This is a genomic window from Megamonas sp. (genome assembly GCF_986095205.1).
On the sequence record NZ_CFQVBI010000038.1, the window covers coordinates 59,612 to 83,711 of the forward strand.

At 32.5% G+C, this 24,100-nt stretch carries 32 protein-coding genes and 1 pseudogene; all 33 read right to left on the bottom strand.

All coding sequences use genetic code 11. The features are described from left to right. Positions 1-6 precede the first annotated feature (6 nt). On the bottom strand, positions 7-222 hold the full coding sequence (locus AC5LAX_RS05360) for a hypothetical protein (RefSeq protein ID WP_493263693.1): 216 nt from the start codon (positions 220-222) through the stop codon (positions 7-9). Between the two features lie 54 nt (positions 223-276). Further along, a complete protein-coding gene (locus AC5LAX_RS05365; RefSeq protein WP_281538155.1) occupies positions 277-405 on the bottom strand; it encodes a hypothetical protein in 129 nt (42 codons plus the stop codon). A gap of 473 nt (positions 406-878) precedes the next feature. Further along, positions 879-1,193, bottom strand: coding sequence for a DUF7841 family protein (locus tag AC5LAX_RS05370; RefSeq protein WP_493263694.1), 315 nt, complete (start codon positions 1,191-1,193; stop codon positions 879-881). A 609-nt stretch (positions 1,194-1,802) separates the two neighbouring features. Further along, positions 1,803-2,321: a hypothetical protein gene (locus AC5LAX_RS05375; protein WP_493263695.1), complete on the bottom strand. Its 519-nt coding sequence runs from the start codon at positions 2,319-2,321 to the stop codon at positions 1,803-1,805. 1,965 nt (positions 2,322-4,286) lie between these two features. Then, a complete protein-coding gene (locus AC5LAX_RS05380; RefSeq protein WP_493263696.1) occupies positions 4,287-4,880 on the bottom strand; it encodes a hypothetical protein in 594 nt (197 codons plus the stop codon). A 273-nt stretch (positions 4,881-5,153) separates the two neighbouring features. Next, positions 5,154-5,294, bottom strand: a complete 141-nt coding sequence (locus AC5LAX_RS05385) for a hypothetical protein (protein ID WP_493263697.1) — start codon at positions 5,292-5,294, stop codon at positions 5,154-5,156. A gap of 81 nt (positions 5,295-5,375) precedes the next feature. Then, positions 5,376-5,801: a hypothetical protein gene (locus AC5LAX_RS05390; RefSeq protein ID WP_493263698.1), complete on the bottom strand. Its 426-nt coding sequence runs from the start codon at positions 5,799-5,801 to the stop codon at positions 5,376-5,378. Positions 5,802-5,870: 69 nt separating this feature from the next. After that, positions 5,871-6,002 (bottom strand): annotated as a pseudogene (locus tag AC5LAX_RS05395) (head fiber protein); the annotation flags it as partial. A gap of 1,041 nt (positions 6,003-7,043) precedes the next feature. Continuing rightward, positions 7,044-7,259, bottom strand: coding sequence for a hypothetical protein (locus tag AC5LAX_RS05400; protein ID WP_483251565.1), 216 nt, complete (start codon positions 7,257-7,259; stop codon positions 7,044-7,046). 72 nt (positions 7,260-7,331) lie between these two features. Beyond that, the gene (locus AC5LAX_RS05405; RefSeq protein ID WP_493263699.1) at positions 7,332-7,568 is read right to left on the bottom strand and encodes a hypothetical protein; all 237 of its coding nucleotides are present in this window, start codon (positions 7,566-7,568) and stop codon (positions 7,332-7,334) included. A 212-nt stretch (positions 7,569-7,780) separates the two neighbouring features. After that, positions 7,781-8,335 carry a head fiber protein gene (locus tag AC5LAX_RS05410; RefSeq protein ID WP_493263700.1) on the bottom strand — a complete coding sequence of 185 codons (555 nt, stop codon included), beginning with the start codon at positions 8,333-8,335 and terminating at the stop codon, positions 7,781-7,783. A 24-nt stretch (positions 8,336-8,359) separates the two neighbouring features. Then, positions 8,360-8,596 (bottom strand): hypothetical protein, encoded by a 237-nt coding sequence (locus AC5LAX_RS05415; protein ID WP_493263701.1) that lies wholly within the window; start codon positions 8,594-8,596, stop codon positions 8,360-8,362. A 261-nt stretch (positions 8,597-8,857) separates the two neighbouring features. Then, positions 8,858-9,157, bottom strand: coding sequence for a hypothetical protein (locus AC5LAX_RS05420; RefSeq protein ID WP_493263702.1), 300 nt, complete (start codon positions 9,155-9,157; stop codon positions 8,858-8,860). A 372-nt stretch (positions 9,158-9,529) separates the two neighbouring features. Continuing rightward, positions 9,530-9,706: a hypothetical protein gene (locus tag AC5LAX_RS05425; protein WP_493263703.1), complete on the bottom strand. Its 177-nt coding sequence runs from the start codon at positions 9,704-9,706 to the stop codon at positions 9,530-9,532. Between the two features lie 584 nt (positions 9,707-10,290). Next, positions 10,291-10,440 (bottom strand): hypothetical protein, encoded by a 150-nt coding sequence (locus AC5LAX_RS05430; protein WP_493263704.1) that lies wholly within the window; start codon positions 10,438-10,440, stop codon positions 10,291-10,293. 191 nt (positions 10,441-10,631) lie between these two features. Next, a complete protein-coding gene (locus AC5LAX_RS05435) occupies positions 10,632-10,967 on the bottom strand; it encodes a hypothetical protein (RefSeq protein ID WP_493263705.1) in 336 nt (111 codons plus the stop codon). A 93-nt stretch (positions 10,968-11,060) separates the two neighbouring features. Then, positions 11,061-11,747 (bottom strand): hypothetical protein, encoded by a 687-nt coding sequence (locus tag AC5LAX_RS05440; RefSeq protein WP_493263706.1) that lies wholly within the window; start codon positions 11,745-11,747, stop codon positions 11,061-11,063. 249 nt (positions 11,748-11,996) lie between these two features. Next, positions 11,997-12,275, bottom strand: coding sequence for a hypothetical protein (locus tag AC5LAX_RS05445; RefSeq protein ID WP_493263707.1), 279 nt, complete (start codon positions 12,273-12,275; stop codon positions 11,997-11,999). Positions 12,276-12,848: 573 nt separating this feature from the next. Further along, complete coding sequence (locus AC5LAX_RS05450) at positions 12,849-14,072, bottom strand: hypothetical protein (protein WP_493263708.1); 1,224 nt, start codon at positions 14,070-14,072, stop codon at positions 12,849-12,851. A gap of 123 nt (positions 14,073-14,195) precedes the next feature. Next, the gene (locus AC5LAX_RS05455; RefSeq protein ID WP_493263709.1) at positions 14,196-14,471 is read right to left on the bottom strand and encodes a hypothetical protein; all 276 of its coding nucleotides are present in this window, start codon (positions 14,469-14,471) and stop codon (positions 14,196-14,198) included. 81 nt (positions 14,472-14,552) lie between these two features. After that, positions 14,553-14,903 (bottom strand): hypothetical protein, encoded by a 351-nt coding sequence (locus tag AC5LAX_RS05460; protein WP_281538134.1) that lies wholly within the window; start codon positions 14,901-14,903, stop codon positions 14,553-14,555. 132 nt (positions 14,904-15,035) lie between these two features. Then, positions 15,036-15,416 (bottom strand): hypothetical protein, encoded by a 381-nt coding sequence (locus tag AC5LAX_RS05465; protein ID WP_419024619.1) that lies wholly within the window; start codon positions 15,414-15,416, stop codon positions 15,036-15,038. A 613-nt stretch (positions 15,417-16,029) separates the two neighbouring features. After that, positions 16,030-16,383, bottom strand: a complete 354-nt coding sequence (locus AC5LAX_RS05470) for a hypothetical protein (RefSeq protein WP_493263710.1) — start codon at positions 16,381-16,383, stop codon at positions 16,030-16,032. A gap of 77 nt (positions 16,384-16,460) precedes the next feature. Continuing rightward, complete coding sequence (locus AC5LAX_RS05475; protein WP_493263711.1) at positions 16,461-17,180, bottom strand: hypothetical protein; 720 nt, start codon at positions 17,178-17,180, stop codon at positions 16,461-16,463. A 24-nt stretch (positions 17,181-17,204) separates the two neighbouring features. Further along, entirely contained in the window at positions 17,205-17,450 is a 246-nt protein-coding gene (locus AC5LAX_RS05480) for a hypothetical protein (protein ID WP_493263712.1), read from the bottom strand. Between the two features lie 35 nt (positions 17,451-17,485). After that, positions 17,486-17,644, bottom strand: a complete 159-nt coding sequence (locus AC5LAX_RS05485; protein ID WP_302686149.1) for a hypothetical protein — start codon at positions 17,642-17,644, stop codon at positions 17,486-17,488. 477 nt (positions 17,645-18,121) lie between these two features. Then, complete coding sequence (locus AC5LAX_RS05490; protein ID WP_493263713.1) at positions 18,122-18,277, bottom strand: hypothetical protein; 156 nt, start codon at positions 18,275-18,277, stop codon at positions 18,122-18,124. Positions 18,278-18,816: 539 nt separating this feature from the next. Beyond that, positions 18,817-19,461 carry a hypothetical protein gene (locus AC5LAX_RS05495; RefSeq protein WP_483251578.1) on the bottom strand — a complete coding sequence of 215 codons (645 nt, stop codon included), beginning with the start codon at positions 19,459-19,461 and terminating at the stop codon, positions 18,817-18,819. Then, positions 19,461-20,213 carry a hypothetical protein gene (locus tag AC5LAX_RS05500; RefSeq protein ID WP_493263714.1) on the bottom strand — a complete coding sequence of 251 codons (753 nt, stop codon included), beginning with the start codon at positions 20,211-20,213 and terminating at the stop codon, positions 19,461-19,463. The genes AC5LAX_RS05495 and AC5LAX_RS05500 overlap by 1 nt, the downstream gene beginning before the upstream one ends. Before the next feature lie 23 nt (positions 20,214-20,236). Beyond that, positions 20,237-20,893 (bottom strand): NUMOD3 domain-containing DNA-binding protein, encoded by a 657-nt coding sequence (locus AC5LAX_RS05505; RefSeq protein ID WP_493263715.1) that lies wholly within the window; start codon positions 20,891-20,893, stop codon positions 20,237-20,239. Positions 20,894-20,974: 81 nt separating this feature from the next. Next, a complete protein-coding gene (locus AC5LAX_RS05510; protein WP_493263716.1) occupies positions 20,975-22,444 on the bottom strand; it encodes a hypothetical protein in 1,470 nt (489 codons plus the stop codon). A 42-nt stretch (positions 22,445-22,486) separates the two neighbouring features. Next, complete coding sequence (locus AC5LAX_RS05515) at positions 22,487-22,663, bottom strand: hypothetical protein (RefSeq protein ID WP_493263717.1); 177 nt, start codon at positions 22,661-22,663, stop codon at positions 22,487-22,489. 204 nt (positions 22,664-22,867) lie between these two features. Beyond that, positions 22,868-23,665: a hypothetical protein gene (locus AC5LAX_RS05520; protein ID WP_493263718.1), complete on the bottom strand. Its 798-nt coding sequence runs from the start codon at positions 23,663-23,665 to the stop codon at positions 22,868-22,870. Between the last annotated feature and the right edge of the window lie 435 nt (positions 23,666-24,100).

The following is a 24,100-nucleotide window of genomic DNA, read 5'->3' on the forward strand; positions in this document are numbered from 1 at the left end:
CGAGTATTATTTCATTGGAGCTGGTACATTAGGCATAGGTGGCATTGGTGGTTTAGGAAACCCTCCCATAAACATCTTCTTAGTATCTTCGATCATCTTCCTAATATCAGCAACATCGTTCTTTAAATCATTTATTTCTTTACTATTGTCAATAGTATTTGTTATTATAGGAGCTTCTACCTGTGCTTCTAGTTGATCTAAAATATCTTTACACTTTTCCATTTCTTCATCATACTTACTTGCAGCTTCTTTTTTAGCTTTGAACTCATTATAGTTCTATCTAACCATATTAGCTATTTCTTCTTTATTAGTAGCAACAGTAAGTCCTATAGAAGTATCATTAATAATCGAACGCTCAGCTGGTACTGATAATTTCTTAGACTCTCCATTACAGCTAATAAACACATCAACTAGTTTACGTCTGCTCTATCCTGGTATTGGAAACTAACCTTGAGGTAAAGCTTCATCATAAGGATTTGAAACCTAAGTAATGCAACCAAGACTATAAACAGTAGTCTTTTTAAATGTTCCTAGAACTTCTAATACGTGCACGTGATCTCCTATTTTTAATTGACTAAATAACATAATTGAATTGGTTTTAGTAGGGCTACCTTTTACAGTAGCCCTAAGTTTTTTATTAAGCAGCTGGTGCTACAATATGATTTATAGTCTGAAATACTCCAGTACGTTTATCATAGTATATTAGATATTTATTACCAGTTGAAATTTCTTCTGTTGGCATCTAATCACCAGATCCATTTAGTAATGCTTTACCACTATTAGTATTTACACTAGTTGGATTAGATGATACCTAACTAGAACTAACAGAAGTAGCTACAGATACTAATGATCCTTCTGTTGCACCAGTAGCAGTATGATTAATATTTAACAATATTAAACCTCGTAACAACTGCACGATAATAGTCTGAACGTATCATGTTGAGAGCAACGTACCAATCATACTTGTTGTATTTCTCACCTTTCAGATTGATTCCGTACTGGTTAGCGATTGAAGTAGTTTCTTCTAAACTCCAATGTTCTCCACGAGAGCCATCTTCGTTTTCCATCTTAGAGACTGCTTTTAGTGCACATTCTTCATTGAAGTGTGGACCATACATAGCCTCATGACGCTCTATTTTCAGTCTTTCTCTCATTGCATTAATTGATTTAATTATTCGACTTATAAAGTTCATTTTGATAAATCTATTATTCTAGTATTTTCTACATTGATTAACTTGTTACTGTTATCAATTTGGTACTTATAAATAGTTCGTTTTTTAAAATCAAAGTGAAGGAGTCGCTAAAACCAATTACGATAATTACGCTTATATTCTTTTTTAGTATGAATAAATAGTGATTGTGTATTGCGAATGTCGATACTATGTGTTAGGAGCGTATCTCTTTTATTTATTACGATTGATGTCAAATTATTTGGTTTGATTTCCACTTTAAAGTCAGTTGATCTAACTACTATAGTAGTATCATGTACTACTTTCTACTCCTATATCTGTACCTATTTCAACTCCTTCTCTTTGATTTTTAATTTCTTTACTGTAGCATGTACTTCTTGTATCAAGCTATCTTTGGTTTCTTTAAATTCATCTAGAGTAAGCTATAACACTCTGTTATCATTCTTCTACTATGTTGCTAGCTATTCATAGTAAAGATAGTTATTAGTTACTCTATCTAGTTCTCTATTCTTCTTATCTAGCTAGTTATTCTAATAAAAACAAATGGCAGCGAGAATCGTAATGATAATCACTGCCATTGCTTTGTAATTTCTTTTAAACCAACCGATAATGTTACTTGTTAATCTTTTTGCTAGACTTATCAGTATTGGTATCATTTGTAATAGTATTTTGTTCTTCTAAGATGTCTGTTATATCTGCATCTAAATATTTTTCTGCTTTCGACTTTATAATCTTTGTGAAGAGTCTTGTAACTAATGAATTAGGTTTTAATGCTTTCCTAGATTCTAATAATGATATTATTTCTGCAAAACACACTGCTCCTGCTGCAACTTTAGCTAACACCAGATCAGCATATGTCATAAATATAAACTTATCTAATAAAGTAAATCCAGCTATCATTATAGCTGCAAATCCTAGTTTCTCAATAGTAGACCAAAACTTACCAGATTCAAAATAATTCTTGTGAGTTACTTGTCTACATACTTTATATCCATAGATCAAGTCTAATATTATGAATAGAAATGATACACCTATTAATGGTGCAGCTGGTGCTAGTATAGTTGCCATACCTGTTAGCCAACCTACTATAGATTGATATCCATTAGCAAATATACGTCTTGCAAGATTCATTATATATAAACTTCTACTCAACACAACTTAAAATAATTTTATCTGAAATAAAAATGCTAGTCAATATTTATTACTGCTAGCATATGTTAAAGTCTCTGCGATTATATAACTATAACGTACTCATTATGCGTATGTTCTATTTCCTTTACGTATATCCAGGTAATCTAATAGCTCTTTATGTTTAATAGTTTTAGTAAGTAAAGAATAACAGTTAGCGTGTTTAAACCATCCTATGTAGCTAGCCATTTTTCTTTTATAATATTTATAGTTAGTACTTCTTTTATTCAGTTTAGCATTCTTCTTACAATATCTTTTCTTTAATGCTTTTCTAACTAAAGTAAAGTTATGATATATTTTATATCCAACAAAATCTATACTTCTACTTTCTACTGGGAATACCTGATAATTATTCTTTAACTACAGTTTTAAATTATCTTTTAGATATTCCTTTATATCTCTAAGTAACGTCTACAAAGACTCTTTATCTTTATAAAGTATTACTATATCATCTGCATACCTGTAGTAGTACTTCATGTTTTTATTTTCTTTAACCCAGTGATCAAAGTAAGATAGATACAGATTAGCAAAGAACTAAGATAAGTAATTACCAATGGGCACTCCATCTGACGAATCTATTATTTCATCTAACAACTATAATAGTTCTCTATCAGATACCTTTATTCTAATTATCTATTTTAATATATCGTGATCTACTGAAGGATAAAACTTTCTAATATCTATCTTAAGACAGTATTTAGTATTCTCTCTATCTTTTAGATCATGCTATATCTACTTAAGAACTTTGTGAATTCCTCTTTTCTTGATACAACTATAAGTCTAAGGTATCATCTAATTGATCCACAAAGGTTCCATTATGTTCATAATAGCGTGATGTACTATACGATCTGGAAAGTAAGGTAGTTTAAATATTATTCTTTCTTTAGGTTCATATAATTTAAAAGTAAAATATTCAGAAGTTTTATAAGTATGATTGATTAACATATCCTGTATCTACTTACAAAATCCTTCTATGTCTGCATCTACTTTCTTTACATCGTTTCTATGAGTTTTATTCTTTCTAGCATTATGATGAGCTAGCTTTATATTATCTAAATCTGTTATCTTCTAATATAAATTCTTAAATTTCTTCATAGTCTGAAATTACAAAGAGCTTTCGATATTTCACTACTAACCCTTAATAAATTATTTATATTTTTTACCAAGTGGTAAGGTCCTTCTCAGTAGTTGGCTATTATATGATAAACTGAAAATATTATGATACGCAATTTCATTGAACTGATATTAGCATTGGAATTACTAACCTCATTATTGGAATTAAGATTGAATAGACCTGCTTTGCTGCTATTGTCAGAGTTACTACTTTTTTACTTAAAACTAATAATGCATACTCGTTCTAATTCTAGAGAAGCAACCTGTGGGTATTACTTAACTATACCGTATTGCATAATTAAGTCATTACTCCGCCCACGGGAGATATGTTAATCGAGAACCGAAAGTAGCATGGGAAATACCAACCCCATCATGGGAACTAAGAGCGAACAGACCCGCCGAGCCGCCAGTGACAGAGTGACCACCTATTAACAAACAATGTAATGAACCATCCGTATTATCCCAATTATAGTCACACCAGTATGTTGTTTCTGAACCATTGTTGCAAGATAAAGCGAAAAAGTCACACGTAGACGTAGTTACTATTTTTGTTTTGTATCCAGTAACTACAGCATTTGCTGCTATATTTTTATAGTACGGATTATCATTCGAGATAGAATCACCGAAATGATCTGGAGAATCGCACTTATACCAAAATCTAGCGTCGTAACCAGAAATATATACACTAATAACATCGTCAGTGTGTTTCCACACATGCCCAAATGGATTCTCTATTCCTCTATATCTATTACACTTTTTTGTAGTAGTTGTAGTATTAGAGCCAGATGAATCTGTCTATTGTATAGTTACTGTAACTTCACCAGAACCACTACCTAAACTATCAGAACTTCCAGTAGGAATAAACGAGTAAGTTGTAGCTCCGTTGATAGTTACCGCACCTGTAGTACAACCAGAACCTAATCCACCTTGTCTAAATCCTTCAACTGTTAATGCAGTATTAACTGCTTTTTGACTATTTCTGGTAGCATATTCTACTAAGAACAAATGACATATAGCTCTATGTTCATTATATGTATATATATTCCACGAATTTCCTAAACCATTAGCTCTCGCTTTTGGTCTTACAGCAGATCTTGTGAAATTAACACTAGGTATTTTATTTTTAGAAGATCTATAATAATTCCCATCAATATAACCTTCATAAGCAGACACATAAGCTTCTTTATGATGATACCATCCTGGTTTAGCATGTGGACATATTTTTAAATTATGTGTTTCAGTAGATTCTGTATAATCATCTATCCACCAAAATTCAGGTATTTTAATCATTACATTTATGTTATTGTCTTCTAGTAAAGCATCTACATCTCTCCATCCTCCAGCAGAATAATTTTCACATTTAGTCCAACTATCGTTTAGCTTTAACATTCTATATAAAGGATTTCCGTCTTTAAAATAAAGATATCCTTTCATCATACTCTATATAGGCAGTGTTCTATGCATATCCATATTACCAATACGAGTACAATCTGGATTAGAAGATGTTTCTGACCAAGATACACCGTACCAGTCTGGAGCATCTAATGTTTTAATGTTACCTAATACAAAATTACTTGGTCTCTATGTAGTAGCTGGGCTACTTAATATGTCATCAGCATTAGTAGAAGCATATTTACATACTATATTAGTATTTGCTCCCCACTAATTACTAGTTCTAATCCATATTTCTACTTTATCAGAAGTAATAACATATCCAGCTATAAATGTAGTAATAGAAATAGTATCTATACTATTCAAAATACGCAATTCTACATTTTCCGTAACTCTAGTAGAAGCAGTCAATGTTGCATAATAAGCATATTTTTCACCAACATCAGTTCCACCAACTATTTCAAATACTACTCTTTTATCCTATGTTATCATCTAACTAGTTAATGGTAGAGTGCAAAGTTTAATCCAATTTTCGGCATTGGATTGATTTACACTATTTATAGAGCGCTTAATAGATACGCTATCAGTATTAAAATTTGAAACTCCATAACCATCTACCATATCTGCATTCAGATTGGTACATAGAGTAGTAGAAGATACTTGTATAGGTGCAGTTCCAGTAGCTACTTTAGATTTAAGATATCCAGTGTTAGTAACATTACCAGAATCATCAACAACTAGTTCTGTTATAGCTTGTCCTTGTTTTTGAATTCTAAATCCACTACCATACTTAGTAGTTACATCCCAGAATTCATCTCCACTCTTTAATCTAACTACTGCCCATCTGGAAGATGGTACAGAAACATTGCTATACAAATTAATATCAGATGTAGTTTCAATAGTTAAACTACCAGTCATAGTATCACCAGCTTTCTTTACATAAGTAGTAGTAGGATCTACACCTAATGCGCCAGTTACATTATTCTTAGTTATACTGATAGTACCACCATCTGCTAATGTTATATTACTGCCTATCTTAACACCACCTAATGCACTAGCTGTAGCAGCAGGTAATACATACTTATTAGCTTCAGCTTCAATAGCAGCTAGTTTATTCTTTTCAGGAGTAGTATAATCATTAGTACTAAGACCTTTACCTTCAACTTTATCTACTTTTTGAGCCTACAGTTGAGTAATATTACTATTCAATGTCTCTTCTACACCAGTAGCTCTTTCTACTTCATTTGCTATAGCTGTAGCATTAGCAGACTCAGCGCCTTTAGCTCTAGTTACTTCACTAGCTAAATAACTAGTTAGTTTCTATTCTGCTGCTTCTGCTCTAGTCTATTCAGCTGTTACAGTTGTATCTGTATATAACTTAGCCTGTTTAATAGCATTAGCTATAGAACCAGTAGTAGATTCATTACCATTAATAATAGTAAGTTTATCTTCATTTACTTTTACTCTATTAGATAATGAAGATACATTGTTATTAATAGTAGTATCAGCTTGAGTTCTATCAAGTATCTCTTGAGCTAAATCATCAGCTACTTCTTGAATACTACCTTCAATAGCTGTAGTATCAAATGAACCTGATAAAGCATCCCAACCATCTTCAGTCCATACTACATTAGTACCAGCATCATAATGTTTACCGCCTAAGTTAAATGCATTAGTAATATTATATACATCACCAACTACATTGTTGTCTTTAGGTAGAGTTTCAAACGTACTAGATCCTTTTACTTTATAAGCACCGGATAATTTAGCATCTACTTGTGCTTTAGTATAAGTATCAGACTTGTCTGCTTTTAATGCTAACGCTGCATTAGTTGCATTAGTGTGATCAGTAATCTTATTGTCTAGCTCTTCTTCTTTAGCCTTAGCTCTATTGGTTTCTACTAAGATAGCTGCATTTCTATCACTAACTTCTGTAGCAATAGCTTCTTTTCTATCCTGTACTTCCTTGTTTATAGCATTAGTATGTTGAGTATCTACTTGAGTAGATCTATTAATTTCATTCTGTAAATTAGTACTAATAGTCTATTCAGCAGATTGAGCTCTATTCTTCTCAGTAGCTATATCATTGCCTAATTTGGTTTCAGCAGCACGAGCAGTAGCAGCTTCTTTATCTATATTACTTTGTAAAGTAGCTAAAGACTATTCTAATGAATCTGAATCAATAGCAATACTAATTACATTATCTTCACTAATACTAACATCTTTACCTGGTTTTAACTTATTAATTAAGTCATTATAATCACCAGATGTAGCTACTGGTTTAAAGTCTGGTTTACCAGTAATATTATTCCATTGTACAGCTAGATCACCAGATGCACTAATTACATTAGTTTCTTGATCAATTTCAATGTTCAAACCTGCAATGAGTTTCTTCTAATACTTTGCACGTATATCAGCAAAGGTATCAATCATCTCAGTATGAAGTTCCTATAACTGATGTTGTTTAACAAAGTCTAAGAAGTCTTTAGATGTGACAATACCAGCTGATCCAGTAGATGCTATAGGTAAAGATATAGAATCATTACTTCCATCATACTTAAACATTACCATAGTAATATTATTAGGATTAGAAGTATTAAATTGTATATCCTTTATTACATCTTTTACTTCTTCATCATCTACTTTACTATCTACATCACTAATGTTTGCTTTATCATTAAGCAATTTGTTTACCTATGTTTTAGTATAGTAGTTGCTAAGATCAGGCGTACCACCAGAGGCAGCCAGCCTTACCCATTCGGTTCCATTGAAATATTTAATGCTACCACCGTAAGGATTATCAGATAAGTCAACCCAATAGTCTATTTCTTCTGGATTAGGTTGAACAGACGTTGCAAAAAATATTATCCTATTCGTTACCATATGTATTTGTTATATTAAGCTGCTGGAGTTTCTAATGCAGCAACTCTTGTAGTTAATGCGTCAATTAAATCTTTTAAAGCTTTGCCTTGAGCAGCAGCTAAAGCTTCTGTAGTACTAGTACTTGTTAAAGTGTTATTTATAGTCACTTTAGTATCTGCTGTAGGAGGTGTATATCCTAATGCACTAGTTACATTAGCTTTACTAAGACTAATTGTACCATTACTATAAGAAATATTTGCTCCTACCTTTACTCCACCAATAATTTCAGCTGTAGCTGTTGGTAAAACATATTTATTTGCTTGTGCAGCAATACCATCTAGTTTAGTTTTATATGCATCAGTAAAGTCATTACTGGATAGTTCTTTTCCTTCTACCTTATCTACTTTACCTGATTCAAGTGCAGCAATTCTAGCACTCTGATCATTGTCAGTATCATCATTTAAAGGCAACCATTTACTATCACCTGCATAATACTTAATTACATTACCTTTTGGATCTGCTGCTAAGTCAACCCAATAATCAAACTCTTTGGGATTTGGAGCTACATAGCTTCTTGTTATTCTTGTCATATACGTATATTTTAATTATTAATTCTAATGTAATGCAAATTGCACTAAATTTTTACATCCGTTGGGATCACAATATTGTATTACTGGTCTAGCTACTCTCACTGCACCAGTATTGTTAGTGTCAAATACTACACTAATATTATCCGTATTTACTATAGGATGTATCCAATCTTGACCACCAACAAAAGATAATCTACCTAATGTTCTATTAATAGGTATACTAATTACCTCACCTTCTTTAGCTATACGATGTGGGGTCATATTATATGCATTAGCTAGTTCTGGTATAATACTAATAGCAGAACTATCCTAATACATAATACTGTAAAATATAGTTTCTTTATCCATATTATTATAACGCATTTTAAGGCGTTTTAACGCCACTTCCTTTATTAAATGAACAACTTATCCATTAAACTCTAAAAGCTTCTTAGAAGAGTCTTTTGGCTGGTATACATCGATGTGTGACCATCCATCAGTATTAGCTTCTAATCTAATAGGGTATTCAAATAATTCAGCATTCTATCTTACTATGTTATTCACTGCATTACTATCTAAATCCTTTACATTAAAATCTATTGCTTTACCCAAACAGTTTCCAATAAACACTACTTTTCCATTTCTTCTTGTTATTAATGTGGTATTATCATTGTTTACGCACCATACAGTACCCTTATATTTGCGTTTAAAATAACTTTTCTCTGAAACTTTAGAAGAATCTTTATTTTGGGTTATAAAAATAGTATAAAAATCTTTTGTTATATACTCTTTACCTCTTATAACGTTTTTTACATTCTTTTCGTGTTTCTTTACGCACCGCATACCACATAGAATTGACATAATCTATAACATGTCGATATTATACTCATCTATAGAATAGATAGATATATTTGTGTTATTATTACGTTCATCCAAGTGCCCGTCAAATTTTGCATATGTTATAATTAACTGTTTCATTATATCAGGGGATAGAGAAAGAAACCACATTGGTATTTTTTTATTTTTCCCAATTATTTGACTTACTTGTGCACCAACTGTTGAATTAACATAATAATTATATACTCCAGTACAACCATGTCTTTCATGTGAAATAGAATATTTCTTTACGTATTTCCAGTTTAATTTTGCAAGTATGTCTTCTAGTTCATTTTTGTCTCTTTCTTTTTTTAAATTAAACTTTAACTCATAGTTCCCCTATTTATTTACTCTTCCAAGATAACCATCGGAAATTACAGCCATGCACATACGTAGTAAATTTATATCATAAGTGTTAGTATTATCTTTTATACCAGCCGTTTTAAAAAACATTCTTCTACCGTGTACATCTTTTGCTAATTCTATGTGATATTTTTCGCTTTTATTGCTACGCAAATGCTACAAGTAAGTATTCCATTTTTCACTTATCTATCTATTAGTAATTCTTTTATACTTTTTTGAAGTACTCTTTACTAGCATTCTGTGTCTATCTGTAACTGCATATGATATGTGTTTATTCTCTGCACAATACAGTTCACCATCATAATCATATTTAATTATATCTCTAATTGGTTTAATTTCAATATTTTCAGTTTCGATATTCATCGAATATACTAAATCTGTTGGCTATATTGTCTTATACGTTCTCCAACCATTATTAGTAAGTACTTCGGTTTGATCATCAAAACAATGTGCAGATAAGTAAATGCTATTTTTACTCTTAACTAACTGACATATATTACAACGTAATCCTCTTTGTGAGAATTGTCCACCGGTTTTCCAAGTATTAATAGTAATAGGTTTATTGAATATCTTAGTACGCAATATATACAGAGTACTAAGTAATTCAGTACTAATAAACTACCAAGAAGTTTCACCAAATTTAGAATAACAGTGAGGACACACTAATTCCTATATTTTAAAGTACTTACTTACTTCTTTTATTAATTCATTTCTATCCATATAATATTTGGTATAAATTAAATAGAGGTTTCAACAATTATACTACTAGTCTCATTAACTAGTGTGTCCTTCTTATAAGTAGCAGTATCATATTCTCTCTCATCTACAATAACTCCTCTGTCATCAACATCATATTGTAATACTTTATTGCCTAATATGTGGCGCATTGTTATTGTTTTCATTTCTTTCTCTGTTTCTATACATATTATCTACTAATAAATCAGCTATAACATTTATACCTAACTATTTGCTATCACTAATTAATTGTTCCTACATTACTACTAGGAGCATCTAATAGATGCCCTCTAGTAGTTCTCTATCACTTAACTATTTAATTTGATTGTGTATATTCATAAAATTAAGTCGGTTTGTTTCCTATATATTGTGCAAAACCACCGTAAATATCTACATAGAAATTACCATCATTTAAAGTATCATCATCTGCTAATTGCACACTTATGTTCAAAGCAGTAACTCCAGTACTATATGATATTAAAGTTGCATATATTGGATGAGCGTTACTACCACTAACAGTTTCAGTTCTATAACTTCCATATACTCGTACATCACACGGAGCCCAAAAGTAACTAGTCCCGCTAGTTATAGTTATCCCTACCGCTCCTGCACCACTTCTAGTACAACTAATTTTACTATTATTAAAATTATATATACTGTGTATACTAGACGATACCACTGCATATGAACTACCGTTATACTAAACTTTAAACTTTAGAATAATACCAGAATCTGAGCAACCATCGTGCGAACAATTTGTAATGAGCCATCCCTATGGAGTACTAACTACGTTTAATATACCGCCGTTATTACCTTTAGCTAAAACTAAAGTTCTTTCGTCTACATAGGTGTTTCCTCTATTGTCATAAGTAGTTACATGTAGATTGCCTTCGGTTCCAGTAATAGCTCTAATAGATGGATATTGTCTACAAACAATAGTCATTTCTGTACCATAATTATCTTCACTAACACTTGGTAATATCAATTTGTTTGTATAACCGCTTTTTGCTCCAGTCATATGTATAATTTTAGAATAAGAAGGATTAGCATATACACTTATTGCATTAGTAGAACTAGTATATAATTCTAATGCCTCCTCCCAACCATCTGATTGATAAGAATACAACTTACTATTTGCACAATATGTATCACCATATTTAGGATCAGATATATCAGATGAGGATCTATTTAAATGTGTAATATTTAGAAATCTATTTTTAGTAAAGCAGTTCTCAAAATATAGATCTTTAAATGTACCAGCTTTAGCATTCACAGTACCAGTAAATGTACCATTAGATGCTCTAAATTCGCCAGTACTACTATTCATATACAGTTTAGCTGCACTAGATGAACTACCCCCATCGCCTGACCAGAATACATTATTAGAGAAATGAAATGCACCTAATACAGCATTATCTGCTAACAATGTATTAATTGCCATGGCACTAACACTAGACACTAATTCCCAATATGCTGAACTAGAACTAGGAGTTTGACCGTATACTCCGCCAGAATTAACATACTTAACTAGATATACGCCACCTTTGTAAATTACCTAATCTCTAACATATGCATTACTAGGATTTTCATAGTTAGTTAAACCTATTGATGATGCTGTAGCATAGTAATATCTAGTAGATGAATCCCAAACTCCTCTAAATCTAATATCTGTATATTGAGTGTTAGCAGCTGACCCATCTTGTCCATTCTAACCATCAACTACAACTGTAATAGTTGCTGATGCTGCTACAGGATTTCCATTATAAATAGGATACTGAGTAGGATTAAATGCTACAGTATAATAGTTATATTTAGTAGAACTAGATATATTAAATGTAATATTGGAAACACCAGACCAACCACTACCAACTTCAGTACCTTCTGAAGAGGTTGTTGGAGCGTGACTATTACTACCATATATTTCCCAGTAACCAGATACAGAAGACAGATTACCTGTTCCTGTTTTCTTGTATGCTCTAAATGTCATACTACTAGGCTCATAAGAAGAAGTTCTAGTAAGACGTATAGTTGCTGCTCCAGGAGTAATTATATAAGTAGTAGCATCAGTACCTGGTGTTCCTGGTTCTCCCTTATCACCCTGATCTCCTTTATCTCCATCTTGTCCATCTTGACCGTCTTTACCCCACTTGGTCCAAATAAATCCATCTTTCCAATCTCCCCATTTACCATTTTCTTTCTTACGTGTCCAACATACTTGATATGGTATGCTTTCTGTTACGCTTACTCCATTATCGGTATAAGTGAAAGTAGCACCTTTACAAGTCTTAGTAGGTATATAATCATCTTGCTAATAATCACCATTTAAATATTGTGATCCATAAGTAGGAGAAGCTGGATAATATTGCTCATTTCTACTACATAGAGCTGCTTGATCATAACTAGAGAACCTAGCGAATATGTATTCGTATCCATCCCCATCTTTACCTTTATCTGCAAATACAGACCATAAGCCTGGTTGTGAATAATCTCCCCATTTCTAAGTACTCTTATCTTTATATCTTTGAGTTACATATTCATATCTATGTGAATCGTCTACTCCCTATGGATTATCAAACCACTGTGTACCATCTGGTCCAGTACCTGTCCAGTCTGTAGTTTGATTAGAATTTGGTTTTTGAGGATAATTGTCTTTATCATTATTACGTGCGTATAAGAATTCTATACTATTACCGTCTTCACCATCTTTACCATCGGCTCCAGTAAGTCTTATTAATCCAGTCCAAGCTGTTAATGAACCATCTGCATTTTTAAATCTGTGAATTTGCCATACGTATTGACCTTCTGGCGGAACCATTTCAGAATTTTCAGACCACCCAGATGCAGCTGAATCTGTAGGTATACTTGGAGTAGTAGCTGATATTTTATATCTATATTGATAATTACCACCACTTAAACCAGTTTCACCCCATTTAGCCCATATAGCTGGTTTTTGAAACGCTGACCATACACCATCTGTTTTTTTACGTACACTTACCCATTCAAACATCAAGTTTTCTCTAACTCCTTGGGGATCATCAGTCCAATACATTCCTCCAGGAGAAGTAGTAGTTTGTGCTACACCATTAATAAATGCCTGAGGACGCGCTTCATCATCTGTATTATTAGCAGCTACAGGAGTATCAGGTGCAATGTTTTCAGCTTGTGTACGATAGTAGATATATTCATAACCATCGCCATCCATACCTTTTTCACCCCATTTTGACCATAAAGTAGGACCTTGCCAGTTACCCCAATTACCAGTACCTGCTTTAGCAGCTGGTTTAGTACGTTGAGCTACCCATTCATATTGCCAAGTTTCACTAACACCTTGTGGGTTATCATACCAACCATTGTTTGGTTCTGTATAATCATCTCTATTACTATTAGCTGGTAAAGTAGGTGCAGAATTATTTTGTGTAATCTTATATACAAACTCTATATCATTACCATCGTTACCATCTTTACCATCAGCTCCTGTTAAACGGAAAGGTTCTGACCATCCAGATGTAGATTTATCAGAATACACAGTTTGTATTGATTGCCATACCCAAATACCTTTTTCCACATCTCCTTGTGGTGGGTCCATAGTCCAAGTGTATTTATTGTTTGGGTCTTTAGGTGGAACAGTATCACCTATAGGAGTAGGTGGTGGTACGCTTGATTCAGTATATGCAAATCTAGTATACTCACCATCTTTACCAGCTACTGAAGCACCACGGAATCTATTAGGATCTCCCCATTCTACATTAGGATCATCTACTTCGATAGAGCTTTTAGTAGACATCCATATTGCAGATGCTGTATAATTTCTATGCCAACCGTTGGTAGTACCATCACCAGTAGGTCTATCAGGTATAGCATCGTTATCGTTATATGTAGTCCATAATGAATTAGGTTGTAAATGGAACTATAATACTACTGTCTTTTTAAATGTAGCATTACCTTCACAGTTAATTAACAAGTCTATATGAGGACTATTAGTAACAGATAAAATATCTGTAATTGTGAATATACCATTAGCCATCGTACACTTAAGACCTGTTGCTTCCCAAGTTAAGAAGTAAGATCCTTCAGCATATACATCTGAATATGATAATTCTGTAGTACCTTTAAAAGCTTGTACTCCAAATGTTAAATTATCTAGCTGGCTATACTTATCTAATATGTTTAATTCATTATCCACAATAACAGATAGGTTGTCTTTAGTAAGATTTACTGAGTAAGCATCCTATCCTTTGAGACTATCTTCTTGTTCTGGAGTAAACTAAATCATAGCACCTGTCATGTAGACATTAGTTAAGTAAGCACCATCCCCATGTAGTACCCCATCATCTGGAGCTCCAGGAATAGTCAACCCTTCTATTTTACCAAATTGTGACGCAATGTTAGTCCAATCAATTGCCCAAGTACTAACATCTTTTAAGAACCTTTTATAATCTCTAGTAGAATACGCACTAGATTGTCTTGTCTCATCTAAGAAATTACCATATACTGCAAATTTCATATTAGCAGTAGGATGTTGAGTAGTATTAGGCTTTAGTGAATATCTAAATTGTTTACCCCTTTCATCTAGAATTTCAATAGGGGTAAAGTAAGCAGTACTAAATCCCTGCATTTTTTCAAACCCACATTCATCTGTACCTGGAGTAGTTTCATTTACTCCACTAATATTATGCCATATACCTCTACATATATCATTAACATGTAACCCACTATATTCGCCTTCTTCTAGTTTAAGAGTAGCTATCTAGTTTTTAGTATCTACTGATTCAATAGTACCAAAAGCGATAGAATTCCACAGTTCGCCGCTTACTACATCTACTCTATTAAAACGTAATTCTGGTACAGATAAGAATTCTCTAAGGGTTAAGCTTCCGGCTTCTATATTACCATGTTCATCAATTATAGCTCCATCTCCAAGTAGTCCTGATATATAATTACCAATAGTAATTCCTTTTTTAGCATATATCATACTATCAGCTATTACACTATTCTTAAATGTAATAACACCCAATGCTGTATCATCGTATAGTTTACTTAAGAATAACTTACCGCCTTCTGATGCTATTAATGCTTTAACTACAGCAGTGTCGATAATGCCACCTTCACCACTAATATAATCTGCCAATACAGCTGGAGATACATTATGCCATGTACCATCACTACTGTACTATATTAAGTCTCCTTCTGTAATATAAGTAATGGTAACATCTTTTAAAGTAGATAGGTGATTAATTCTTTCTACTAATGTATCAAGTTCACCAACATTGTTGTTTAATGTGGTTACATCACCCTATAAGCTTCGTACTAAACTAGTTAATTCCCTAAGGTCATCTGTTGTTGCATACTATGCCATTATTTCAATAGTTTATCTATTAGTACTAATAATTTGTGTTTCTCTTCTTCTGATATACTAAACGCATCTCCTTGTTTTAGTATATCTTCTACGTAATTTGAACACACTAAGTTTAATATCTAAGTACGATCAAATGTTATATTATACTTAGTCATGTTGTTCAAATGTTTACCTATTCTATAATTGTTTTCTATCATAACTAACAACAACCATTATAACAAGACCTGCAAGTTTTACACAGTCTGTGGCAATTAAATATTCTATTATACTTACAACATGTATGTTTACTCGGTATATCTAATAAACGACACATATCTATATAATACTATATAGCATCTTCAGTAAGATTGTTAGCTTTAGCGTAGTCTAACAATTGTGACTTAAACTACAACATTAATATTTTTTCTTTTTGATGCTTGTCTAAGCAAGTGTAACAAAAACTAACCAATGTATTCACTTTTTGATAGTATAGATTCTTTTCGTCATATGCTATAGCATGAGCAGTTTCACTTCCTACTACTGTTACTATAAACGAGGTAGCGTCGTATTCTTCTATATTGATATTTATACTATTATCACTTATTTGAGGACTACTGATAATTATTTCATGATCTGCATCATTACTAGAATGATAAGTTTTCGATAGTATACCATCTAAGTATACTTTAGTAACTCCAGCTACTGAATCTAATTCAATTGTTAGAAGGTTATTTTCTATCTTCGCATTAATTATTTTCATATCTATAAAATTAAAAAGGCGAAGCCGAGGATAAAACCTCAACCTCGCCTGGTTTTAAATAAAGAAACCGTGTATCATTAAGCAGCACCAGTACCAACGCCAGTGATAAATGCTTTAAGATTCTTAACAAACTGAGATGCACTCAAATTAGCTGCTTCTTCAACATACAATTCAGTAGTCAACGGAGTAGTTTTAATATACTGATTGTCTGGTGATAAATACAGATTATCATTTTCAATAGTAATGTAATCGTACTTCGCACCTTCAGTAACATTACGTTTCGGTTCAACAATAGGATATGCATCCGTAAATACATGACCTTTGTAACCCAACATACGTACTTCTATATCGCGAACTTGTTTCCAGAAACCTTTACCTGGTTTACCAGCAGTTTTCTTAATAGTTGCACCAGGAACTGCTTCAGGAACGTTAGACAGCAATGCACCAGGAATAGTAACGTACAGAGAAGCTTCCATAGAAACTACAGAATATTCATTTAATGAATAAACACCTTCATTATCATCTTTAGGAAGAGCTGTAAGTGTTAACTTATGACTTGCAAATGTAGCACTTACTCTACGATTTGCGTGTTTGTTAATTTTCTTTAACAGTGCATTACCCAAATCGTCAGCAGTTTCAGTAATAGCAACTGTTTCGTAAGTATGAGTAAACTGACCCGGAGCTTCATACATATCTTTGTAAACAATACGCAATACGTATCTGTGACCAATTACGGGTTTTGCAGAAGTTAAATCAATTTCAATTTTTTCTTCTACTGGAGCTTCGTAATCTCCCATTACATAAGAAGGTTTAGAAGCTTTCTAAATGGCATTAGAGTACTCTACAGAACGCTTAGTAGCACTAGTACCATCAGGCAAAGTAATAGTCATATTATCACCAGCTACTCCAATATATACTGTAGATGCAGTTACTGCTGCGGCTTCGTTTTTAATCAAGTTCTTATTTTCATCAAATAAAGCTACAGCACCCTGAGTAAGACTATCTACTGTAGTATAAGATGCTGGACATGTTTTACCGATAAGTACGGTATCTGTTCTAGTAATCATATATAATTTTTTTATTTTTTATAGTTAATTACAGCCTAACAATATTGTTTAAATTCTTCTAAATTCAAATTTGATTTCATAAAATTAACAGCAGAACATATTAACCAAATATTATCTTTAGTATAACCTTTAGAAGAATCTATTCTATCTATAGATACATTAGTGTTAGTTCTACCGTGTTTTGTTGTAGTCATTGGTATTCCAGTTAAAGCACATTTACCTTCCTACTAATTCCACAATTGATATAGAAATTCTAGATCAATATCATAGTATTGATTTTTAGATTTAGCTCTATTCTAAGCATCATACAATCTTTTCTTTAAAGTAAAATCTAATAAATCTATATCTTTTTGTTTCTCTCTTCTTTGTCTCTAAGCTAAAGCTTGACACTATTTACATACATAACTTTTTCCATTTCTGAGTTTAGCTTTCTTACAAGGAGAAAATTGAGAAGTCTCTTTGAATTCTTTACAAACGTGACAATATAATTTTTCGTCCATAATTAACGGATTAGACAATGCGCGCTGTCTTTGTTTGTCTTTCTACTTTCCTTATTGCAGATTTCCACGTCAGACAAACGCTTAAAAATAATTAATACTTTCTCATTCCATTGAAGCTATTTCGTTGGAATAAGCGTTATAGTGCTACATTGGTTTAGTAGCAAGATAAATCTAGATTGCCATTTTTACTATTTCCATATGTGTATGTTCTGGCAAATCTGTATATTCTGTATTGGTAATATTACTTGAATTAATTTTAGATGGCTTAGCTAAGTATGTAATCTCATATTCACTTACTTTATATTTACCATCTGTATATAATATCACATTATTGTCTTGAATTAGCTTTAAAGGTCTAGCTTGACAATATTTTAGTCTGTGTTCAGATAATGAATTACTTAACTGTCTATCTAATGTTTCTATTGTAGACTCTAGAGTGTCAGTATATTTTGTTATATATTCTCCTCTTTCATTAACTTCCCAGCATTCATTTAAATTACTTGGCTGTATACCAGCTGTATCTCCAAGTAATAATACATAATCTTCTGGTAACTCTACAGAATAAGAATTACGATCACTTTTATTAATTGAACCTTCAGTATATTTCTTATTTTTAATTAATGTACGTAAATCGTCTATTCTTTTCTAGGTCTATTCAAATCCTTGAGCTTTAAAGTTAACACCTGAGTATCTTGTTTTATAAAATTTATCAATTGCCTCATTAATGAATGATATAATAGTGTCTGAGGATAGCTTATCCTTAATAACTAAGTTAGGATCCATTAACTATAGCCTACGTTCAAACTCGATTTGAAATCCACGGTCTGTCATAATCATTCATCTATTTGGTTCAACTATGATTTAGTCTATATTCTCTTAGACTCAATATCTTCTAATGCTAGTTCTACAGCTCTATTAATTACTTCAAACTGCATATACTCTGGTATTTCACTCATACCATCTGCTGGTAAGTTCTCTATCTTAGTAGGGAACTTAACATAAGTAATATCTACAGAATAACTATTACTACTCATAGCTAAGTAATCATAATAGATATATAGAGTGTTATCTTCTATCACAGCTACTGGATCTTCTATCCAAGGATTGTTATTGTAAGTCTTCTTGAATTTAGTAGCGTCTGCATGATCTATTAGCTTTATGGTAGCTTTTTTGTTATTGAAGTTTAATACAGCATCTACAAAGAACATTCTGTCACCATTAAATAGATTGGTAACATAACATCTATTTGAGTCTGTTTCAGTATTAGCAATAACATTTGTATCTGTATGTACTAACTTTTCTAAGTCGTGAATACGTTTTACAGATCCTTCAAAGCTAGTCTTTAAGTAGTTATTACCAGTAAACTTATTACTGATTTCTTGGTATAAACCTTGATCTAACCAGTAATCTATTTCTTCTGGTAAGAAAGCAGGACAACCCCCAAAGGCTACGCTTTGAGAGTTCTTGTCCATTGCTACTTTAAAATATGAGTGAAATTGTTCTCTAGTCATTATTTAGATTTTATTTCAGACATAATACTTAAGTAAATATCTTGATTCTTTTTGTCTTTCAAATATGCAATTACATCTTCAAGACCGTTACCAATAAGATCAGTACCAAAGTAATATGATGCTCTGTTCTTACGAATAATATTTTTACTTAAAGCTTCTTCAATTACAAAGTTAATTTCTTTATTAGGATTATCTACCCAAATTCTAATAAATCTTGCTGGATCAGCTTCTACGTTTTCACCAAGTCTAGCTTCAACCAATTCATTAGACATAGTGTCAGCTTTAACTCCAAATAGTCTAAGACATTTGCGCATATCTTCAAGACTCATCTTATCCAATGCTCTATAAGCATCACGTTTAACTTTGTTAGCTTTATTAATTTGTTCTGCTTCAGCTTCTTTATTTATAAGTACATAATCAGTAGATGGAGTTACTTTATCAATGCCATTAGCTACCCTCTTATGTCCTAATAGGAATAAATATTGCAATTCACCTTCAGGTCTATCAGTATTAATTACTAATTCTTTCTTACCAATCTTAATTGCAAATGTATCCCAAAATGTGCTATCGGGATCTAATTCTCCTTCAGCTTTACCCATTTTCTGTTCTAGTTCTCTAGCTTTATCTTGAGTTAGACCTGTGTAACGACTACCAGATCTTGTCCAATATGAACTCAAGTAATCAAAGCAGTTGGACCATTTAATCAACCCTGTCCAAGGATTTACTTTTGTCATTCTAACGATTACTTCCATAATTATAAAATTAGATTATCAAGTTAGACAGCAATAGCTGCAATTTCTTCTTTTTTCCATATAAATTTAACTCTCCAGTCATTTGGATTTTTTAAAGGCTTCTTCAATTGACGCTCTATTGTGTCGCCATTTATACCTGTTTGTCTTGCAGCTTCTGATACAGATTCATATTTAGCTATAAATTCTCCAGTTTTAGAAAACTGTAATACAGGAATTGCTTTTGCTTGAATTGATATTTTTTTCAAATGCTCTCTTTGTTTATCTGAACATTTGCCAATTCGTGCTTCAGACATTTTCTTTTTAGTTTCTTCTGAAATTTTTCGCCCAAGCGCTTTCTGACGAATTTTTTCTTTAGTTTCTTCAGAATGCGTTCTGCCAAATGTTCCATCTCCGCCTTCTGTAAGATTGTATCCAATATTTCGATCTATTGAATTAAATTTTTTAATCCAGAATTTTTCTTTTTCTTTTAGTTCTTCATAAGTTTCAGCAAAGTCTATAATCTCTAAAGTGAAATTATCTTCGCCATACTTAGCCATAGAACGATGGATCGGAGAAGGTTCTCCGATGCGAGATTCATACCAATGATGTCTATATCTCGCACCAGAACCTTGATTTGTTATACCTATATATATTTTCCCAGTTATTTTATTTGTAATCTTATAAACCTCATTACTTTTCATAGTATAATTTTTTCAGTTATACTATTATAACGCAGGGAACATAATTAGGTTATAATTCTTTTAACTTATTATTTTAACTGATTATTGCTGTGCGTCCATGATCAATTCTCCACATGCACGGGGATCACGTAACATAATACCTACTTCACCCAAGAAGTGTACTGAGTAACCATCCTTAGCGTTAGAACGAACTTCTGTGTTAGAGTGAGCGTAACCAGCAGGAGTTACAGAACCAGCTGTACACCAGTTAACGAATTCACGATCTTTACGAACTACTTTAACAATGTTAGCTTCACCATCACGACGACCCAAATCCAAGAATGTCATACGGTAAGATTCCAACGGTTTCAAAGTAACAGGATGCAACTGACGATTATAAGTAGTATTGTCATACAACGGGAAATACTTCAAAGTCAATTCAATACCATTAGACATAGCGTAAGTCTTGAACTGACCACCGAATTTCAAGTTGTCACCAGAACCAGTTACGAATACTGTGTCAATCAAGTTCATGTTAGCCATCTTTTCTTTAAGTACACGGTCAAATTCACGCATACCCATTTCACCAGTCAAGGCAACGAACTTACGTTCATTAGTACCCAATACATTGTAAGACAGGTCAAACAAGAAGTCTTCCAACAGTTCAGCTGTCAAACGAGTATAATAACGTCTGTTAGACGGAGCAATCTGTTCCAGCAAACCAGCACCAATAAATGCAGGACGACCATTCTTACCTTTCAGGTTACAAGAACCATCTTTATTTACATTATTCTGATTGTATACCAAAGCTCTTTCAAGACGTTTGTACCATTCGCGCATTGCAACCCATTCCTGGAATGTAGACCACAAGTAAGAAGTTTTGCCAGTTTTAGGATCTTTCAAAGCTACTGCCATAACTGTAGAGAAAGCAGAACCTGTAATATCATAAGACAAACGTACTGTAGTCAAATAATTACGCATTTTGAAATGAGTGTTGTAGTTCAGGATATCAGCCTCTTCACTGTATTCTTCATAAGCAGAAGCCAAACGGTTTACTTGGCAACCAGAAGATAAAACAGCAGGATCAATATAAGAAGCAGGGCTACCGTTAGATACAAATACTGTATAAACATACAGATTACCATCTTGATACGGAGCATCCTGAATACGTGCTTGACTCTTGTCATCAAATTCGATAGTAGCACCAGGACCAAACCATGCATCTTCCAACCACAAAGTAATAGGAGTATTGCCCAAACCCGGAGTAGAATTTTCACTAATTGCAGCGCCATTCCATTTAGCGTCACGAATTGTAACAGCTCTATCTTGGTCAATCATAACACCCCATTCAAATGAAGGCTGATCAATAGTCATTACATTTCCAAGACCACCTGTCAACATATCAAGAGAAGTACTGTAACCATTATCTTTAGTACCAAATACGTATGACAGGATAGTAGATACCTCATAAGGTCTTTGCTGAGAAGCGAGACTAATCTTATTAGTGTCGATCAAATCAGAAAACCATTTACCTTTGTATAATTGGAGGTTATTAAGAATATTATTATCCATAAAATACTAGTAATTTAATTTTTTTATTTATATAATTAATTATTATGATATACGCAGTTGTCGTGCAGCTGAGAACCAAATTGGATCATCATCAGAACCCGTAGCTTGTTTTCTAGATTTAGTAGTAATACTACTAGATTTTAAACTTCGTCTAAACTTATCAATAGCTGAATTATTTCCTTCACGTTTAGCAGCCTCAATAAGCTTATCAGCATTCATTGTAAAGTATGCTGATTCTATGAGATTCTTAACACCACCCTTAGCATAGTCCTTTTGGTACTTTGTTTTACCGTCTGTGTCTGGCTTAAGTATATAATCTATTAAAACCTTTTTATCTTTTTCAGGGACTGTAATACCACGTATATTCTTTAAGCCTTTTATTTCGCTAACAACGTTATCATAGAATTGCTGTTGTATCTGTAACTATTCACGATAAGCCTTTTTCTGATCCTCTAATAGCTGTTTCTTCCTTTCCTCTTTAATCTCTTTCAGATCTTCTAAAGCGTCTTGCGCTTCATCTTCAAGTAATCCAGCTTCTTCGTATCTACTTACTAACTTATCAATCTTCTTAGTAGAGAACCCTTTTTCTTTAAGTAACTGTTTTACTACTAATTTCTGATTAGCTTCATCTTCAATATCAATATCATCTAAATCTAACTCAGCATCAATAGTCAGATACTTCTTTAGATCTCCACCTTGCTTTACGAAATTATCTAGTGCTTCAACTTCTTCACTAGAGTATTCAGGCTTACTATTTTCTTCAATGACATTTTGGAAGTAATTAATTAACTCATCTACACTCTTGGGTTTTTCCTCTCCTTCTTCAAATTCCCAATTGAGTTTTTCAGCCATAGCGTCAAAGAAGTTAGTAACAACATTTTCTTCATTATTATCTTCAACCTCTTCTTCCTCTTCTGTTTCTTCCTCAATAGTTTCTTCTTTACGAGGTCTACCAGGCTTACGTTTTGGTTTATCTTCAATATCTTCTTCTTCGATTTCTTCTTCCTCAGTATCTTCCTCTACTGGCTTTTCTTTCTTATTTTTTACTTCGATATTGTTCTTTTTAATATCTTCCAATTCTTCATCGTCTAGTGATTCAAATTCATCAGCATCAACATTAACATTTTCATCAATATTTGAATTTCTAAAACCACCATCTGGATTAGGGATAAAGCTATCTAATACAGCTTCAAATCCACCTAATGTCATTTTTTTATCCATAATTAAAATATTTAATTAGATTTATTTTTTCTTCTTTTTACCTTTATTCCATTTAGCAGCATTCTAAGCGAATATTGCTCTCTTTCTTGTCACAGGATTCTTACTATGAGTTAGTTCTTCAGTTGTCTTTCCTGTCTTCTTTTTAGTTGCATTGAACTTACCTCTATTTTCTGGCTTTATCTTTATCTTCTTCATAATTCTAAAATTGTTTATTTACTATTGGATAAGTACCAAGTAAAGGTATTTTATTAAACCATTTTGTATACTATCCTGGTGTAGCAAATTGAAGATAAGCAGCTTCAATAGATCTCATATCTTTAGGTAATGATCTTATAGCTTTCTTAATCTATCTAGAAGTTACCTTATCTCCTATATTATTAATCATACCATTCTTAAACATATACTCTCTAAGAGTATTCATATAAGATTTCTATT

Coding starts and splice junctions, on each gene's coding strand:
- AC5LAX_RS05360 (WP_493263693.1), bottom strand. CDS start 222: ATGGAAAAGTGTAAAGATATTTTAGATCAACTAGAAGCACAGGTAGAA.
- AC5LAX_RS05370 (WP_493263694.1), bottom strand. CDS start 1,193: ATGAACTTTATAAGTCGAATAATTAAATCAATTAATGCAATGAGAGAA.
- AC5LAX_RS05375 (WP_493263695.1), bottom strand. CDS start 2,321: ATGAATCTTGCAAGACGTATATTTGCTAATGGATATCAATCTATAGTA.
- AC5LAX_RS05380 (WP_493263696.1), bottom strand. CDS start 4,880: ATGTTAAAGCTAAACGATAGTTGGACTAAATGTGAAAATTATTCTGCT.
- AC5LAX_RS05390 (WP_493263698.1), bottom strand. CDS start 5,801: ATGACTGGTAGTTTAACTATTGAAACTACATCTGATATTAATTTGTAT.
- AC5LAX_RS05410 (WP_493263700.1), bottom strand. CDS start 8,335: ATGACAAGAATAACAAGAAGCTATGTAGCTCCAAATCCCAAAGAGTTT.
- AC5LAX_RS05415 (WP_493263701.1), bottom strand. CDS start 8,596: ATGACCCCACATCGTATAGCTAAAGAAGGTGAGGTAATTAGTATACCT.
- AC5LAX_RS05420 (WP_493263702.1), bottom strand. CDS start 9,157: ATGCGGTGCGTAAAGAAACACGAAAAGAATGTAAAAAACGTTATAAGA.
- AC5LAX_RS05430 (WP_493263704.1), bottom strand. CDS start 10,440: ATGCGCCACATATTAGGCAATAAAGTATTACAATATGATGTTGATGAC.
- AC5LAX_RS05445 (WP_493263707.1), bottom strand. CDS start 12,275: ATGACATTTAGAGCATACAAGAAAACAGGAACAGGTAATCTGTCTTCT.
- AC5LAX_RS05450 (WP_493263708.1), bottom strand. CDS start 14,072: ATGTCTACTAAAAGCTCTATCGAAGTAGATGATCCTAATGTAGAATGG.
- AC5LAX_RS05460 (WP_281538134.1), bottom strand. CDS start 14,903: ATGCAGGGATTTAGTACTGCTTACTTTACCCCTATTGAAATTCTAGAT.
- AC5LAX_RS05470 (WP_493263710.1), bottom strand. CDS start 16,383: ATGAAAATAATTAATGCGAAGATAGAAAATAACCTTCTAACAATTGAA.
- AC5LAX_RS05475 (WP_493263711.1), bottom strand. CDS start 17,180: ATGGGAGATTACGAAGCTCCAGTAGAAGAAAAAATTGAAATTGATTTA.
- AC5LAX_RS05480 (WP_493263712.1), bottom strand. CDS start 17,450: ATGATTACTAGAACAGATACCGTACTTATCGGTAAAACATGTCCAGCA.
- AC5LAX_RS05485 (WP_302686149.1), bottom strand. CDS start 17,644: ATGACTACAACAAAACACGGTAGAACTAACACTAATGTATCTATAGAT.
- AC5LAX_RS05495 (WP_483251578.1), bottom strand. CDS start 19,461: ATGACTAGAGAACAATTTCACTCATATTTTAAAGTAGCAATGGACAAG.
- AC5LAX_RS05500 (WP_493263714.1), bottom strand. CDS start 20,213: ATGGAAGTAATCGTTAGAATGACAAAAGTAAATCCTTGGACAGGGTTG.
- AC5LAX_RS05505 (WP_493263715.1), bottom strand. CDS start 20,893: ATGAAAAGTAATGAGGTTTATAAGATTACAAATAAAATAACTGGGAAA.
- AC5LAX_RS05510 (WP_493263716.1), bottom strand. CDS start 22,444: ATGGATAATAATATTCTTAATAACCTCCAATTATACAAAGGTAAATGG.
- AC5LAX_RS05515 (WP_493263717.1), bottom strand. CDS start 22,663: ATGAATGCTGATAAGCTTATTGAGGCTGCTAAACGTGAAGGAAATAAT.
- AC5LAX_RS05520 (WP_493263718.1), bottom strand. CDS start 23,665: ATGGATAAAAAAATGACATTAGGTGGATTTGAAGCTGTATTAGATAGC.